Source organism: Streptomyces flavusporus, assembly GCF_046267975.1.
Classification (GTDB): Bacteria; Actinomycetota; Actinomycetes; order Streptomycetales; family Streptomycetaceae; genus Streptomyces; species Streptomyces flavusporus.
Genome location: NZ_CP176503.1, coordinates 4,401,526 through 4,416,502, shown reverse-complemented (window position 1 = coordinate 4,416,502; position 14,977 = coordinate 4,401,526). Strand labels below are relative to the sequence as shown.

Here is a 14,977-nt window from a genome sequence, read left to right as displayed (position 1 = left end):
GTCCGCGACGGCCGTGCCGTCCGGGCCGCCTCCGACTGGTCCTGCGGCAGGGGATTGAGGGATCACATGTCGTCCTACTTCACCGACCTGGCTCAGCAGTACATCGACGGCGAGTGGCGTCCGGGCACCGGCTCCTGGGAGATCATCGACTTCAACCCGTACGACGGTGAGAAGCTCGCGGCGATCACCATAGCCACGGTCGACGAGATAGATCAGGCCTACCGTGCGGCCGCCCGGGCCCAGAAGGAGTGGGCCGAGGCCGGCCCGTTCGCCCGGCGTGCCGTCCTGGAGAAGGCGCTGCGCCTGCTCGAGGAGCGTGAGCAGGAGCTCACCGAGATGATCATCGCCGAGCTGGGCGGTACTCATGTGAAGGCGGGCTTCGAACTCCACCTCGCCAAGGAGTTCCTGCGCGAGGCGGCGAGCCTCACGATGCGCCCCGAGGACCGCCTCATCCCCTCCCCGGACCCCGGCAAGGAGAACCGCCTCTACCGCCTCCCGGTCGGCGTCGTCGGTGTCATCAGCCCGTTCAACTTCCCGTTCCTGCTGTCGCTGAAGTCGGTCGCCCCGGCCCTGGCCCTGGGCAACGCCGTCGTCCTCAAGCCCCACCAGGACACGCCTGTCGCCGGCGGCTCCGCCATCGCGAAGCTCTTCGAGGACGCGGGACTCCCGGCCGGTCTGCTCAACGTCGTCATCACGGACATCGCGGAGATCGGCGACGCCTTCCTCGCGCACCCGGTCCCCAAGGTCATCTCCTTCACCGGCTCCGACAAGATCGGCCGCCACGTCGCCACCGTCTGCGCGCAGCACTTCAAGCGAGCGGTCCTCGAACTGGGCGGCAACAGCGCACTGGTGGTCCTCGACGACGCCGACATCGACTACGCGGTCGACGCCGCCGTCTTCAGTCGGTACGTCCATCAGGGGCAGGTCTGCATGGCCGCCAACCGCGTGCTGGTGGACCGCTCGATCGCCGACGCGTTCACGGCGAAGTTCGTCGCCAAGGTGAAGTCCCTCAAGACGGGCGACCCGCGCGACCCGCAGACGGTCATCGGCCCGGTCATCAACGCCTCCCAGGCGGAGTCGATTTCGGGCACGGTCGAGCAGGCGCTCGCCGAGGGCGCCACGGCCCTGGTGCGCGGCACGACGACCGGCAACCTGGTCGAGCCGTCGGTCCTGACGGGCATCCCCGCCGACTCCGGCCTGCTGCGCCAGGAGGTCTTCGGCCCGGTCGCCTTCCTCATCCCCTTCGACGGCGAGGAGGAGGCCGTACGCCTCGTCAACGACACCCCGTACGGCCTCAGCGGTGCCGTCCACACCGATGACGTCGAACGCGGCATCCGCTTCGCCCAGCGCATCGACACCGGCATGTTTCACGTCAACGACGGCACCGTCCATGACGAGCCGCTCGTCCCCTTCGGCGGCGAGAAGAACTCCGGCGTGGGCCGCCTGAACGGCGAGACGACGCTGGATGCGTTCACGACGCTGAAGTGGATCTCGGTGCAGCGGGGGCGGAGCGGATTTCCGTTCTAGGAGGCGGTTCCGGGCACAGCAGACATGCATCTAGGTGTACAGTAGATGCATGTCTGCTACGTATCCCATTGCGGAGGCGCGGGGCAAACTCGGCGAGCTGGCTCGCCGGGCCGCGCAGCACGAGCACATCACCCTGACTGACCGAGGTGTCCCGGCCGCAGTGTTGATCTCCCCGGCCGAGCTGGAAGATCTGGAGGACGCCCTCGCGCTTGCCCGCCTGGAGCGGGACAGGGCCCTGGGGCGCGCCGAGGCGCCCATTCCGCATGATGAGGCGCGGCGCGCGCTGCTCGAAGCGGCGGGGAGGAGTGAGTGACCTGGCGGGTCGTCTGGGAGCCCGCGGCCCTCGACGCCGCCGCCGGTCACCTCAAGGATGACCCGCTCGGCGTCGACGCACTTCTGCAAGCCACCGACCAACTCGCCGAAAACGAGCGGCCAGAGGGGTCGCGTGCCTGGGGTGCACAGCACCGCCGCCTGCATCGCGGCCCCTGGCGCGTCCTGTACCGCGTCGATCCGGACGCGCACACACTCCACATCGAGCACGTAGGCCGCACGGCCATATGACCTGACCGTGAGTCCCTGGACGGCAAGACCGCCTTCGAGCTGGTTGTCCTGGTCGAATCCGGAGGTCATAACCTGGACGGCATGTCAGCGATCCGTCTCCTCGTGCTGGGTGCCGTCCGCCAGCACGGGCGGGCCCACGGCTACCAGGTGCGCAACGACCTGGAGTACTGGGGCGCACACGAGTGGTCCAACGCCAAGCCCGGCTCGATCTACCACGCCCTGAAGCAGATGGCCAAGCAGGACCTGCTCCACGCGCACGAGATCGCCCCGTCCACCGCGGGCGGCCCCCCGCGCACCGAGTACGAGATCACCGACCGGGGCACCGAGGAGTACTTCCGGCTCCTGCGCGATGCGCTGACCTCGTACGACCAGAAGATGGACATGAAGTCGGCGGCCATCGGGTTCATCGTCGACCTCCCGAGGGCGGAGGCGGTGGCGCTCCTGAAGGAGCGGACCCGGCGGATCGAGGAGTGGCGCGCCGCCGTCACCGAGCACTACGTCCCCGAGGACGGCCCCGAACCGCTCGGCCACATCGGCGAGATCATGAACCTCTGGATCCACACCGCGGATGCCGAAGCCGAATGGACCCTGGGCCTGATCGGTCGGATCGAGGGCGGCGCGTACACCTTCGCCGGGGAAGGCGACCCCTTCGTCGGCGTCTTGGCCGAGGGTCAGGAGAACCCTTACGCGACTGCGGACCGGCATCCCGAGGACGACCGTTAATCAAGTTTGACTAGAGAGTGGGCGGGCATTGGCCTCCCGCAGGTAGTCAAGTTTGACTAGCGAGGGAGTCTCAGTGGCCGACACGGCGATCACCGTCGAAGGGGCACGCAAGAAGTACGGCGACAAACCCGCACTGGACGGGCTCGACCTCACGGTCGCGCGTGGCGCGGTGCACGGAGTGCTCGGCCCGAACGGTGCCGGCAAGACCACCCTGGTCCGCATCCTGTCCACGCTGCTGCGCCCCGACGCGGGCCGCATCGAGGTGGTGGGCCACGACGTCGTCACGGAGGCGTACGACGTACGGCTGCGTATCGGCCTGCTCGGCCAGCACGCCGCCGTCGACGAGGAGTTGAGCGGCTACCAGAACCTGGAGATGTTCGGCCGCCTGTACCACCTGGGCGCCCGCCACGCGCGCGTGCGGGCCGGTGAACTCCTGGAGCGCTTCGGCCTCAAGGACACCGGCCGCAAGGCGGTGAAGCAGTACAGCGGCGGCATGCGGCGCCGTCTCGACCTCGCCGCCTCACTGATCACCGAACCGGAGGTGCTCTTCCTGGACGAACCGACGACCGGCCTCGACCCGCGCGGCCGCGCCGAGGTGTGGGCCTCCGTCCGTTCCCTGGCCGGCGGCGGCACGACGGTCCTGCTCACCACCCAGTACCTGGAGGAGGCCGACCAGCTCGCCGACCGCATCTCGGTCGTCGACCGCGGCCGGGTCGTCGCCGACGGCACGGCCGACGCCCTGAAGGCGCTGACCGGCGGCGACCGTATCGACGTCGTCCTGCGCGACGCCGGCCACCTCGGCGCCGCAGTGGCCGTGCTGCCGGTGCCCAAGGACGACGTCACCGTCGACACCGACCGGCGCATGCTCAGCGCGCAGGTCACCGACCGGATGGCGGCACTCTCCGGCGTCGTACGAGCCCTGGAGGAGGCCGGTATCGAGGCGGAGGACATCGCCCTGCGGCGGCCCACGCTGGACGAGGTGTTCCTGCATCTCACCGCAGACCGTGTGAAGGAGGCCGCGTGACCACATACGCACTGACCGACTCCTGGACGATGACCCGCCGTGAACTCGCCCACTGGGCACGGCAACCGGTCCAGGTCGTCGTCAACGTGGCGTTCCCTGTGATGCTGCTGCTGATGTTCGGTTACCTGGTCGGCGGCGGCCGCGGTGTCAGCGGCGAGTACGTCGACTACCTCGTCCCCGGCATGCTCGCGCTCACCATGGCCTTCGGCCTGGAGGGCACGATGATCGCCGTCACCCAGGACCTCAACAAGGGCGTGATCGACCGCTTCCGGTCGATGCCCATGACCAACGGCGCCATCCTGGTGGGCCGTTCGGTGGCCGACATGCTCCAGTCGGCGCTCGCCCTGGCCGTCCTCATCGGCGTCGGTCTCGCGCTCGGCTGGCGTGCGCACGGCGGTGCGGCGGCCTTCCTTGGGGCGTTGGGCCTGTTGCTGCTGTTCCGCCTCGCGATGCTGTGGATCGGCATCCAGCTGGCCCTGGTGGCCGGGAAGCCGGAGTTGGTGCAGGCCGTGCAGATCCTGGTCTGGCCGGTCGGCTTCCTGTCCAACGCCTTCGCCACACCCGAGGCCATGCCCGGCTGGCTCGGCACGGTCGTCCAGTGGAACCCGATGTCCCACACGGCGACGGCCGTCCGTGACCTGTTCGGCAACCAGGGCGGGGAGGCGGGGCACATCTGGCCCGCGGTCGTCTGGCCGCTGGCGCTGCTCGCGGTGTTCTTCCCGCTGGCCCTGCGCCGGTTCGCGCGCCTGAGCAAGTAGGGCGGCGCACCCCGGCAGGGCGTTCGGCAGAAAGTTCGCCGGGGAGTGGAACCCGAAGCCGGTCCGCGGTGTACCAGAAGCAGATACCGGTCACCGCGGATCGGAGGATCCATGGATGTACGTCGATGGCGGCTGCTCCTTGTGGGAGCCCTGCTCGTCTGCCTCCTGGCAGCGTGCAGTGCCGGCACGGAGAGCGTGGACGAGGAGTCGGCGGGGGCACCCGCGAAGAAGAACACGCACGTGCCCGCGTCGTCGGAGTCCTCCTTCACCGCGCCCCCGAACATACCGTCGGCCACCGACCTGCCGGGTGCGTCTTACGACGTCGCCTTCGCCGCGGACGGCAGCGGTTTCACCCTCCGCGCGGACTGCGGCGAGGACCGCTGCCGTCAGTACGTCGCCGTGCTCGAGGCGAACGCCGGGTTGTGGCGCCTGGCCGAGTCCCCGCTGCCGGACGTCACGGGCGACCGGGGCCTCACCGCCGGTCTCACCGTGCTCGGCCCGGGCCGCGCCCTGATCACCGACAGCTCCGAGTGGACCGGCGTGCCCAGCCGCACCTGGTTCACCCGCGACAACGGCCGCACCTGGGAGCACGGCACGGCGAAGCCGACGGGCACCACACCGACCGTGCCCGAGAGCGCCTCTCTCGTCACCGAATGCGTGGCACTGGCGGCCGACGGCAACGAATGCGCCCGCAACAGACTGCTCGTCGTCATGCCGGACACCGGAGAGCACCGGATCCTGACGCATCAGCCGCCGCTCGAGGGAACCTTGGCACCGGCCGGCGACATCGCCGGGAACGCCCTGTTCGCAACGGGCCTGGACCCCGACTCCGGCCTGCCGACCCTGGTCCTCAGCGAGGACCGCGGTCGTACTTGGCGCCCGACACACATGACCGGCGTCGCCGAGCAGGCGTGGCCCCTGAAGGTGGTCGCGGGCCGGAGCGCGCTGTACGCGGTCCAGCCGGGCCAGCTCCCCAGCCACGAGGAGGTGAAGAACGGCCTGAGGACCCTCCACGTCAGCACCGACGGTGGCACCACCTGGACCCGGATATGGCGCTACCGGGAGGGAGTCGAGCCGCTCTCCCTCCTCGGCGACCTGCTGGTGGCCGACGACAACAGCCTCGTCGTGTACGGCGAGACCGGCGTGTGGCGCAGCATCGATCAGGCCCGTACGTTTCGATCCGACAGCCCGACGCACGGCCCGGCGGGTTCGGTCCGCAGGACCCCGATCGGCTGGCTGTGGACCGACAGCTACGGCAACGGCACCTGCCGGATATCGGCCGACGGCCGCACCTGGCACATCTTCAATCTCGGCGAGGATTGAGCACCGATCCTCGGCGTGCCGAACCCGCCCGGCACAAACGACTTGCACCTCACGTGACGTGAGGGCGGACCGTGGAGGGCGTACCGAGAAGGGAGCGGAAGTGAGCTACTCCGTGGGACAGGTCGCCGGGTACGCCGGAGTCACGGTGCGCACCCTGCACCACTACGACGACATCGGCCTGCTCGTACCGAGCGAGCGCAGCCACGCGGGCCACCGGCGTTACAACGACGCCGACCTCGACCGGCTGCAGCAGATCCTGTTCTACCGCGAGCTCGGCTTCCCGCTCGACGAGGTCGCCGCCCTGCTCGACGACCCGGACGCGGACCCGCGCGCGCATCTGCGCCGCCAGTACGAGCTGCTGACCGCCCGGATCGAGAGACTGCAGAAGATGGCGGCGGCCGTGGAGCACGCCATGGAGGCACGCAAGGTGGGCATCAACCTCACGCCCGAGGAGAAGTTCGAGGTGTTCGGGGACAAGGACCCCGAGCAGTACGCCGACGAGGTGGAAGCGCGCTGGGGCAACACCGAGGCCTACGCCGAGTCCCAGCGCCGGACCGCGAGCTACACCAAGGAGGACTGGAAGCGCATGCAGGCCGAGGTGGCCGACTGGAGCGAGCGCTACGACGCCCTGATGGCCGCCGGCGAGGCGCCGACGGGCGAGCAGGCCATGGCCATGGCCGAGGAACACCGGCAGCACATCTGCAGGTGGTTCTACGAGTGCCCGTACGAACTCCACCAGTGTCTCGGCGAGATGTACGTCTCCGACGAGCGCTTCAGGGCGTTCTACGACTCCATGCGCCCTGGCCTCGCCGAGCACCTGCGGGACGCGATCACCGCGAACGCGGCCCGGCACGCCTCGTAAGACCCTGGCCCGGGAGCCCTGCTCCCGGGCCAGGACCACCGCCGACCCACAGCCTCGTCCCAGCGGGCGCACAGTGGATCCGCCAGACACCGGTGGAACCTGGGGTGCACATCTTGCGTTGATAGCTTTGTCCGGCCGAACCGAACGCAGTACTTCCCCCTCACCCCACAGGAGCCCGGAACCGTGACGACGCTTGCCCTCGGACCGAGCTGGCTGGATCCGAACTATCTGCTGGACAACTTCGGGATCTGGGGCCTGCTCCTCATCGTCTTCGCCGAGTCGGGCCTGCTCATCGGCTTCTTCCTGCCGGGTGACTCGCTGCTGTTCACGGCGGGTCTGCTGATCACGTCGAATCGGTTGGACTTTCCGCTGTGGGCCGCGATCGTCCTGATCTGCATCGCCGCGATCCTCGGCGACCAGGCGGGCTACATGTTCGGCAAGAAGGTCGGCCCGTCGCTCTTCACCCGCCCGGACTCCCGGCTCTTCAAGCAGGAGAACGTCACCAAGGCGCACGAGTTCTTCGAGAAGTACGGCCCGAAGTCCCTCGTCCTGGCCCGCTTCGTGCCCATCGTGCGGACGTTCACGCCGATCATCGCCGGTGTCAGCGGCATGCGGTACCGCTCGTTCCTCATCTTCAACATCGTCGGCGGCATCCTGTGGGGCGCGGGTGTCACACTGCTCGGCGCCTGGCTGGGCAACATCGACTTCGTCAAGAGCAACATCGAAGCGATCCTCATCCTGATCGTCTTCGTCTCCGTGCTCCCGATCATCATCGAGTTCTGGCGCGCACGCTCGAAGAACAAGAAGAACCCGCCCCAGCAGCCGCAGCCTCCGGTCCAGCAGCAGCCCCTGATGGACGACGCGACGACCCAGCTGCGCCGCGTGGAGCCGAACTACCAGGACCAGCCCTACGGCGACCAGAGCTACGACAACCAGCCCTACGGGGACCAGGCCTATGGCGACCAGGGCTACCCGCAGCAGGGACAGGACCAGCAGCAGTACGGATACGGCCAGACCCCGCAGCCGTACGCCCAGCAGTACCCGCAGGGCTACCAGCAGCAGCCGTACGGTTCACAGCAGGGCTACCAGCAGGGCCGGCAGCAGTACCCGTACGACCCCTACAGGCAGAGCTGACAGAGCCCGCCGCTAGAAACCCCGTGTCCGCTTGGCGGCCTTCCGCCCCTCGGCGGAGCCGCCCGGCAGGCGGAGGAACAACCGCGAGATCTCCGACCCGAGGTTCACCCCGATGGCGATGGCCATCGCAAGCGCCGCGGCCTTGGTGAGCGACCCCAGCCCCTCGTCGACCTCGTTCTGCGCGATCGACAGCAGACCGAAGTACGTCGCGGAACCGGGCAGCAGCGGCCCGATCGCCGCCGTGGTGTACGGCAGCGCGGACGCGAACCGATACCGGGACAGCAGCTGCCCGAACAGCCCCACCAACCCCGCCGCCACCGCCGTGGAGGCGACCGGCGACAGGTCACCGGCGTAGTGCATCGCGCCGTACACCGACCACGCGACACCCCCGTTGAGGGTCACGGCGAGCACGGTGGCCCGCTCCTGCTGGAGCAGCACGGCGAACGTCAGCGACAGCAGCATCGACGCGGTGATCTGCACGACCGGCCGCTCGGCGATGTTTATCGCCGCGTCGGGGGTGAGCTGGGCGCCCAGCTGGACGCCGAAGTACAGCATCACCAGCACGCCGACGACGATGCCGACGAAGAGGTACATGACCTCCAGCAGCCGTGCCGCCGCGGTGATGTAGAAGCCGGTCAGGCCGTCCTGCACGCCCGCCACCAGCGCCCGCCCGGGCAGCAGCGCGAACAGCCCACCGGTGATGACCGCGGACGCCTTCACATCGACGTGTGCCAGCGTGAGCGCGACCCCCATCGCGGCCGGCGGCATCGCGGCGACCACGAACTGGTAGAACTCCGGCAGTCCGCGCCCCGCGCACAGCCACGCCAGCCGGTCGCCGAGCATCGCGCCGAGCGCGGCCGCGAAGAACACGATCGCGTCACCGCCGACGAGCACCGAGGCCGCACCCGCGAGCAGCCCGCTCGCCGCGGTCAGTGCCCAGGTGGGGTAGGGGTGCCGGTTGCGTCGGATCTCCGCGAGGCGCCGGTAGGCCTCCTCCAGGGAGATGTGGCTCGCCGGGTCGCTCAGGTCGTCCACGAGCTGGTACACGGCCGCCAGCCGGGTGTAGTCGGTGCCCCGGCGGCGTACCGTCCGCGACGCCGTCACCGGATCGTCGACGAGGGACGGCTGGTACGAGATCGACAGCAGGGTGAAGGTGACGTTGGGCTCGCAGCGGTCCAGGCCGTAGGAGCGGCAGACCGCGAACATCGCCGCCTCCACGTCCTCGGCGCCCTCACCGCCCGCGAGCAGCAGCTCGCCGATACGCAGCGTCAGGTCGAGCACACGCGGAACGGCCGGACCGCCCTCCTCCGCCTTCGGCCCCGGCTCAGGCGCGGGCCGCTCGGCCACCGGCAGCCGCAGCATCGTGCGCATCCGGTCCTGCCAGGGCACGTCCTTGGTCAGCCGGACCACGGGCACACCGGTCGCCGGGGTGAACGCGGCCGGCGCACCGCGGGCGCTGTAGGTGCTCGGCGGACTGAACGCCGACCCCTCCGGCTCGGCGTCGGCCGGCGACGGGACGTCCAGCCCCTCGGGTACGGCGAACTCGGACGAGGTCTCCGACTCGGCCCCCTGCGTCGGCACGTCCAGGCCCTCGGGGATGGCGAACTCCGAGGTGACCTCGGGATCGAACGTCGTCCGCGCCTCGTCCGACTGCGGCTTGCGGTCCTCCGCGTACGTCACTTGAAGCAGTGCTCCCTGTACGACATCCAGCAGGCGTACGACACCCAACAGGCCTCAGTATGCGCACGGACACACGGACGGGCCGCACACGTGCGCGTGCGGCCCGTTACGGGGATACGAGGCTCAGTGACCGCCCTGCTCCTTGAACCGCTTGTACGACCGCTCGATCTCGGCCTCGGCCTCGGTCCGGCCCACCCAGTTGGCGCCCTCGACGGACTTGCCGGGCTCCAGGTCCTTGTAGACCTCGAAGAAGTGCTGGATCTCCAGGCGGTCGAACTCGGACACGTGGTGGATGTCCCGCAGGTGCTCCACGCGCGGGTCGTGGGCGGGCACGCACAGCAGCTTGTCGTCGCCGCCGGCCTCGTCCGTCATGCGGAACATGCCGATCGCACGGCACTGGATGAGGCAGCCGGGGAAGGTCGGCTCGTCCAGGATGACCAGCGCGTCCAGCGGGTCGCCGTCCTCGCCGAGGGTGTTCTCGACGAAGCCGTAGTCGGCCGGGTAGCTGGTCGAAGTGAACAGGCGGCGGTCCAGGCGGATACGACCGGTCTCGTGGTCCACCTCGTACTTGTTCCGCGAACCCTTCGGAATCTCGATCGTGACGTCGAACTCCACCGGTGGCTCCTCCATGATCAGCACACAGTTCTGGTGGTTAAGTGTCCCTCACGCAGCTGTGTGATCGCGAAAGGGGCTGGTGGTCGTGCCTGAGCTGAGGCCTTGGCGAGCCGCGAAACCGCGTCTGGCGCGGGTCGCGAACGTCGTACGCCCCCGCCTCGCGCGGGTCACGGCCGTGACCGGTCCGCGGGTCACGCGGCTGGCACGTGCCGCGAAACCGCAGGTCACACGGGTCGCGACGGCAAAGACCTGGCAGTACACGACGGGCGCCGCCACCGTCGGCCTGGCACTGGCCGCCGTCGTGGTGACCGCCGTGGGGCCCTGGGACTCCTCAGGCCAGCGTACGGCCGAGCGGGAGTGGGCCGCCGCCCAGGAGGGCGGGGGTGGCGCAGATCACGGCAGCCGTTCGGGTACATCAGACGCGGCGGGGGGCGCGCCCCAGCCCGCCCCCAGCGCGGCCTCCGTCCTGACCGGCCTGGGCGGCGCCGCGAACACGATCAAGTCGGCCCCCACCGGCCAGGCCCTGACCGGCGTCCTGAACCCCCTCCTGAACGACCCCGCGCTCGGCGCCCGCCGCGCGGCCGCGGTCGTCGACGTGACCACGGGCAAGCACCTGTACGGCACCGGCACCCACGACGCGCTCACCCCCGCCTCCACCACGAAGATCGCCACCGCTGTCGCCGCCCTCTCCGCCCTGGGCCCCGACCACCGCCTCACCACCCGCACCGTCTACGAACCCGACACCGAGGAACTCATCCTGGTCGGCGGCGGCGACCCCACGCTCACCGCCCGCAAGGGCAGCCGGGGCCTGGCCGACCTGCGTACGCTCGCCCGGAAGACGGCCGCCGCCCTGAAGCAGCGCGACGTACGCCAGATGACCCTCTCGTACGACACCACCCTCTACGCCGGACTCGAACGTCACCCCATCGGCGTCAACGACAACCTCGCCCCCGTCACCGCCCTGATGGCCGACGAGGCCCGCACGGACGGCTCGACGAGCGGCCCGGCACCCCGGGTGACGGACCCGGCGGCGGAGGCGACCCGGACGTTCGCGGACTTCCTGCGGGACCACGGCATCAGGACGACATCCCCGGGCCCGTCCAAGGCGACGGACCGGGCCGACGCCCTCGCCACGGTCTCCTCACCCCCGCTCTCGGCGCTGGTCGAGCGGATGCTGACCAACAGCGACAACGACATCGCCGAGGCCCTCGCCCGCCACACCGCCGTCGCGACCGGCGAGCGCGCCGACTTCGCTGGAGCGGGCCGGGCGATGCAGGCCCAGCTGAACAAGCTCGGCCTGCCGCTGAAGGGCGCCGTCCTCAGGGACGGCAGCGGTCTGAACCGCGACAACAGGCTGACCGTGGACCTGATCACCGCCCTGTTGCTGAAGGCGGCGGATCCCGCCCGCCCCGCGCTGCGCCCCACCCTCACGGGCCTCCCGGTCGCCGGCTTCACCGGCACACTGTCCGACCGTTACGGCGACGGCGCGGCCGGCATCGTCCGCGCCAAGACCGGCACCCTCACGGGCGTGAACGCCCTCGCCGGAACGGTCGTGAACCAGGACGGCCGCCTGCTCGCCTTCGCCTTCCTGGCCACCGGCACCACGGACCCGACGGCGGCCCAGACGGCCCTGGACCGCGCTGCGACGGCCCTGGCGGCATGCGGCTGCCGCTGAGCCCTGTACGGCCGTGCACCACAGCGCCGGAACGAGCCTCAGCCGCTGCCGGCCCCCACGGCCTGCCCCAAGGGGGAGCGCTCACGTACCGTTGATGCATGACGAGCATCGGTGGTGCCGCATCTGCTGGGATGGTCGACTGGAATCTCGCGGTGGCGACCGCGACCCGGCTCGTACGGCCGGGCCCCGAGGTGAGCCGTGACGAGGCCCGGGCCGTCGTCGCGGAACTCCGTCGGCACGCCAAGGCCTCGGAGGAACACGTCCGGGGCTTCACCCGGATGGGTACCGAGGAGACTCATGACACCCCGGTCCTCGTCGTCGACCGCCCCGGCTGGGTGCGGGCGAACGTCGCCGGGTTCCGGGAGATCCTCAGGCCGCTCCTCGACAAGATGCAGGAGCGCCGTGGCAGCAGCCCGGGCGGCGCGGTCCTCGGCGCCGTCGGCGGCAAGGTCACCGGCGTCGAACTCGGCATGCTGCTGTCCTTCCTGGCCTCCCGCGTCCTCGGCCAGTACGAGACCTTCGCGCCCGCCACCCGCGAGCTCCCGGCCGGCGAGAGCGGCGGCGGGCGGCTGCTGCTCGTCGCCCCGAACATCGTGCACGTGGAGCGCGAACTCGACGTGGAGCCCCACGACTTCCGCCTGTGGGTGTGCCTGCACGAGGAGACCCACCGCACGCAGTTCTCCACGGTGCCCTGGCTTCGCGATCACCTGGAGGGCGAAATCCAGTCGTTCCTGGAGGAGACCGACGTCGACCCCATGACCGTCCTGGAACGCATCCGGGAGGCCGCCCAGTCCCTCGTCGGGGGCCGTCCCGAGGGCGAGGAGGACGACGGCGGCCGGTCGCTGGTCGACCTCGTGCAGACGCCGGCACAGCGGGAGATCCTCGGCCGTCTCACCGCGGTGATGTCCCTCCTGGAGGGCCACGCCGACTTCGTGATGGACGGGGTCGGTCCAGAGGTCGTGGGGAGCGTCGCGGAGATCCGGGAGAAGTTCCAGCAGCGCCGCGCCAAGGGCGCATCCCGGCTGGACCTCGCCCTGCGCAAGCTGCTCGGTCTGGACGCCAAACTCAGGCAGTACCGGGACGGCGAACGCTTCGTACGGGCCGTCGTCGACGAGGTCGGCACGGACGGCTTCAACCGCGTGTGGACCTCCCCGAACACCCTGCCCACCAAGTCGGAGATCGCCAAACCGGCGGACTGGATCGCACGGGTGCACCGCCGGAGCGAGGCGTGAAACCTGGGCAGAGGTCGTGAGCCGGAGCCAGCCGACGGCAGGCAAACGCCCCTCCAATCACCCGTCCGAGGGACCGTGAGGCATGGGTAGGCGTGCAATGCTCGGGGAACGGCCCGGTTCTGTCACCATCTACACACTCTGAGTGACCGAACTCGGGCTCAACCCCCGACAACTTCATGAAGGGAACCGGACATGGGTCCCCATCCTGCGGTCGCGGCGATACGCCTGGCGGTCCGCCGCGTACTCCACGACATCCTCAGCGAACACACCCCCACCACCGACCAGACCGCACACGAGCGTCCGTCGTCGCCGCTCGTGCTCGTGGCCTGCTCCGGCGGCGCCGACTCCATGGCGCTCGCCTCCGCCCTCGCGTTCGAGGCACCCAAACTCGGCATCCGCGCGGGCGGCATCACCGTCGACCACGGCCTGCAGCCCGGCTCCGGCATGCGCGCCGAGGAAGTCGTCCTGCGCCTGCGCGAACTCGGCCTGGACCCCGTCGAGTCCGCCACCGTCACCGTCGGCCGTGAGGGCGGCCCGGAAGCCGCGGCCCGCGACGCCCGCTACGCCGCCCTCGACGCCGCTGCCGTGCGCCTCGACGCCGCTGCCGTCCTGCTCGGCCACACCCGCGACGACCAGGCCGAAACCGTCCTGCTCGGCCTCGCCCGCGGCTCCGGCATCCGCTCCCTGTCCGGAATGGCCGCGGTCTCGGGGGCCGGCGGCCGTTACCGCCGCCCCTTCCTCCAGCTCGACCGGCAGACCGCCCGCAAGGCCTGCATGGTCCAGTCCCTCCCCGTCTGGGACGACCCCCACAACGCGGACCCGGCGTACACCCGGTCGCGGCTGCGCCACGAGGGCCTGCCCGCCCTGGAGAAGGCGCTCGGCAAGGGCGTCGTGGAGGCTCTCGCCCGTACGGCCCAGCTCTCCCGCGACGACGCCGACGCCCTCGACGCCTGGGCCGGCCAGGTCGAGGCCTCCGTCCGGGACGCCGCCGGCCGTCTGGAGTGCGACAAGCTCTACGTCCTCCCGCCCGCCGTACGCCGCCGGATCCTGCGCCGGGCGGCCATCGAGGCCGGTGCCCCGGCCGGTTCGCTGTTCGCCCGCCACATCGAGGAAGTCGACCGGCTGATCACCGGTTGGCGCGGTCAGGGAGCCATCAATCTCCCGGGCAAAGTCATCGCCCAGCGGCAGGGTGGCAGACTGGTGATTCGGCAAGGCTGAATCCGGACCCCCTCCGACGGCTCGGGCGAGGGATCGGGCAGCCGGTGGGACGACCGAAAGTGATGCGGGTGGACGCGAAAGACATGGGTGCCGACCTTCAGCAGGTGCTCATCACCAAGGAAGAGATCGACGCGAAGCTGGCCGAGCTGGCCGCGAAGATCGACGCGGAGTACGCGGGCAAGGACCTGTTGATCGTCGGCGTCCTCAAGGGCGCGGTGATGGTGATGGCCGATCTCGCCCGGGCACTGTCCACCCCCGTCACCATGGACTGGATGGCTGTCTCCTCCTACGGCGCGGGCACCCAGTCCTCCGGTGTGGTGCGGATCCTCAAGGACCTCGACACCGACATCAAGGGCAAGCACGTCCTCATCGTCGAGGACATCATCGACTCCGGCCTGACCCTGTCCTGGCTGCTGTCCAACCTCGGCTCCCGCGAGCCCGCCTCCCTGAAGGTGTGCACGCTGCTGCGCAAGCCCGAGGCCGCCAAGGTCGCCATCGACGTGGAGTGGGTCGGCTTCGACATCCCCAACGAGTTCGTCGTGGGCTACGGCCTCGACTACGCCGAGAAGTACCGCAACCTCCCGTTCGTCGGTACGCTCGCGCCCCACGTCTACGGCGGCTGAGCCACTCGGGCCAAAGCCCCGC

The 14,977-nt window shown here is 70.2% G+C and carries 15 protein-coding genes; 13 read left to right on the top strand and 2 right to left on the bottom strand.

The window, feature by feature from the left end; translation table 11 throughout:
* The first annotated feature begins 66 nt into the window (after positions 1-66).
* The 9 genes from ACKTSN_RS20965 to ACKTSN_RS20925 all read left to right on the top strand — a co-directional run bounded on the left by ACKTSN_RS20965 (position 67) and on the right by ACKTSN_RS20925 (position 7,912).
* Positions 67-1,527 carry an aldehyde dehydrogenase family protein gene (locus ACKTSN_RS20965; protein ID WP_409470514.1) on the top strand — a complete coding sequence of 487 codons (1,461 nt, stop codon included), beginning with the start codon at positions 67-69 and terminating at the stop codon, positions 1,525-1,527.
* 49 nt (positions 1,528-1,576) lie between these two features.
* Positions 1,577-1,840 (top strand): type II toxin-antitoxin system prevent-host-death family antitoxin, encoded by a 264-nt coding sequence (locus ACKTSN_RS20960; RefSeq protein WP_224737349.1) that lies wholly within the window; start codon positions 1,577-1,579, stop codon positions 1,838-1,840.
* Positions 1,837-2,088, top strand: coding sequence for a type II toxin-antitoxin system RelE family toxin (locus ACKTSN_RS20955; protein ID WP_409470513.1), 252 nt, complete (start codon positions 1,837-1,839; stop codon positions 2,086-2,088). Before ACKTSN_RS20960 ends, ACKTSN_RS20955 begins: the two co-directional genes overlap by 4 nt.
* Positions 2,089-2,169: 81 nt before the next feature.
* The gene (locus ACKTSN_RS20950) at positions 2,170-2,811 is read left to right on the top strand and encodes a PadR family transcriptional regulator (RefSeq protein WP_409470512.1); all 642 of its coding nucleotides are present in this window, start codon (positions 2,170-2,172) and stop codon (positions 2,809-2,811) included.
* Positions 2,812-2,884: 73 nt separating this feature from the next.
* Positions 2,885-3,835, top strand: coding sequence for an ATP-binding cassette domain-containing protein (locus ACKTSN_RS20945; protein ID WP_409470511.1), 951 nt, complete (start codon positions 2,885-2,887; stop codon positions 3,833-3,835).
* Positions 3,832-4,593, top strand: a complete 762-nt coding sequence (locus tag ACKTSN_RS20940) for an ABC transporter permease (protein ID WP_409470510.1) — start codon at positions 3,832-3,834, stop codon at positions 4,591-4,593. The genes ACKTSN_RS20945 and ACKTSN_RS20940 overlap by 4 nt, the downstream gene beginning before the upstream one ends.
* Positions 4,594-4,704: 111 nt before the next feature.
* Positions 4,705-5,916, top strand: coding sequence for an exo-alpha-sialidase (locus ACKTSN_RS20935; RefSeq protein WP_409470509.1), 1,212 nt, complete (start codon positions 4,705-4,707; stop codon positions 5,914-5,916).
* A 100-nt stretch (positions 5,917-6,016) separates the two neighbouring features.
* Positions 6,017-6,778, top strand: a complete 762-nt coding sequence (locus ACKTSN_RS20930) for a MerR family transcriptional regulator (RefSeq protein ID WP_409470508.1) — start codon at positions 6,017-6,019, stop codon at positions 6,776-6,778.
* Between the two features lie 183 nt (positions 6,779-6,961).
* Positions 6,962-7,912 carry a DedA family protein gene (locus ACKTSN_RS20925; protein ID WP_409470507.1) on the top strand — a complete coding sequence of 317 codons (951 nt, stop codon included), beginning with the start codon at positions 6,962-6,964 and terminating at the stop codon, positions 7,910-7,912.
* 12 nt (positions 7,913-7,924) lie between these two features.
* Here ACKTSN_RS20925 and ACKTSN_RS20920 read toward each other — a convergent pair whose 3' ends face one another.
* Positions 7,925-9,592, bottom strand: coding sequence for a threonine/serine ThrE exporter family protein (locus ACKTSN_RS20920; protein ID WP_409474882.1), 1,668 nt, complete (start codon positions 9,590-9,592; stop codon positions 7,925-7,927).
* 123 nt (positions 9,593-9,715) lie between these two features.
* Complete coding sequence (locus ACKTSN_RS20915) at positions 9,716-10,207, bottom strand: inorganic diphosphatase (protein WP_053756473.1); 492 nt, start codon at positions 10,205-10,207, stop codon at positions 9,716-9,718.
* A 79-nt stretch (positions 10,208-10,286) separates the two neighbouring features.
* Here ACKTSN_RS20915 and dacB point away from each other — a divergent pair, with 79 nt between their 5' ends.
* From dacB to hpt, 4 genes are all read left to right on the top strand, one after another.
* Positions 10,287-11,882: a D-alanyl-D-alanine carboxypeptidase/D-alanyl-D-alanine endopeptidase gene (gene dacB, locus ACKTSN_RS20910; protein WP_409470506.1), complete on the top strand. Its 1,596-nt coding sequence runs from the start codon at positions 10,287-10,289 to the stop codon at positions 11,880-11,882.
* Between the two features lie 98 nt (positions 11,883-11,980).
* Entirely contained in the window at positions 11,981-13,114 is a 1,134-nt protein-coding gene (locus ACKTSN_RS20905) for a zinc-dependent metalloprotease (RefSeq protein WP_409470505.1), read from the top strand.
* 192 nt (positions 13,115-13,306) lie between these two features.
* On the top strand, positions 13,307-14,332 hold the full coding sequence (tilS, locus tag ACKTSN_RS20900; RefSeq protein ID WP_409470504.1) for a tRNA lysidine(34) synthetase TilS: 1,026 nt from the start codon (positions 13,307-13,309) through the stop codon (positions 14,330-14,332).
* Positions 14,333-14,394: 62 nt separating this feature from the next.
* Positions 14,395-14,955, top strand: coding sequence for a hypoxanthine phosphoribosyltransferase (hpt, locus tag ACKTSN_RS20895; protein ID WP_094057060.1), 561 nt, complete (start codon positions 14,395-14,397; stop codon positions 14,953-14,955).
* Positions 14,956-14,977: the final 22 nt, after the last annotated feature.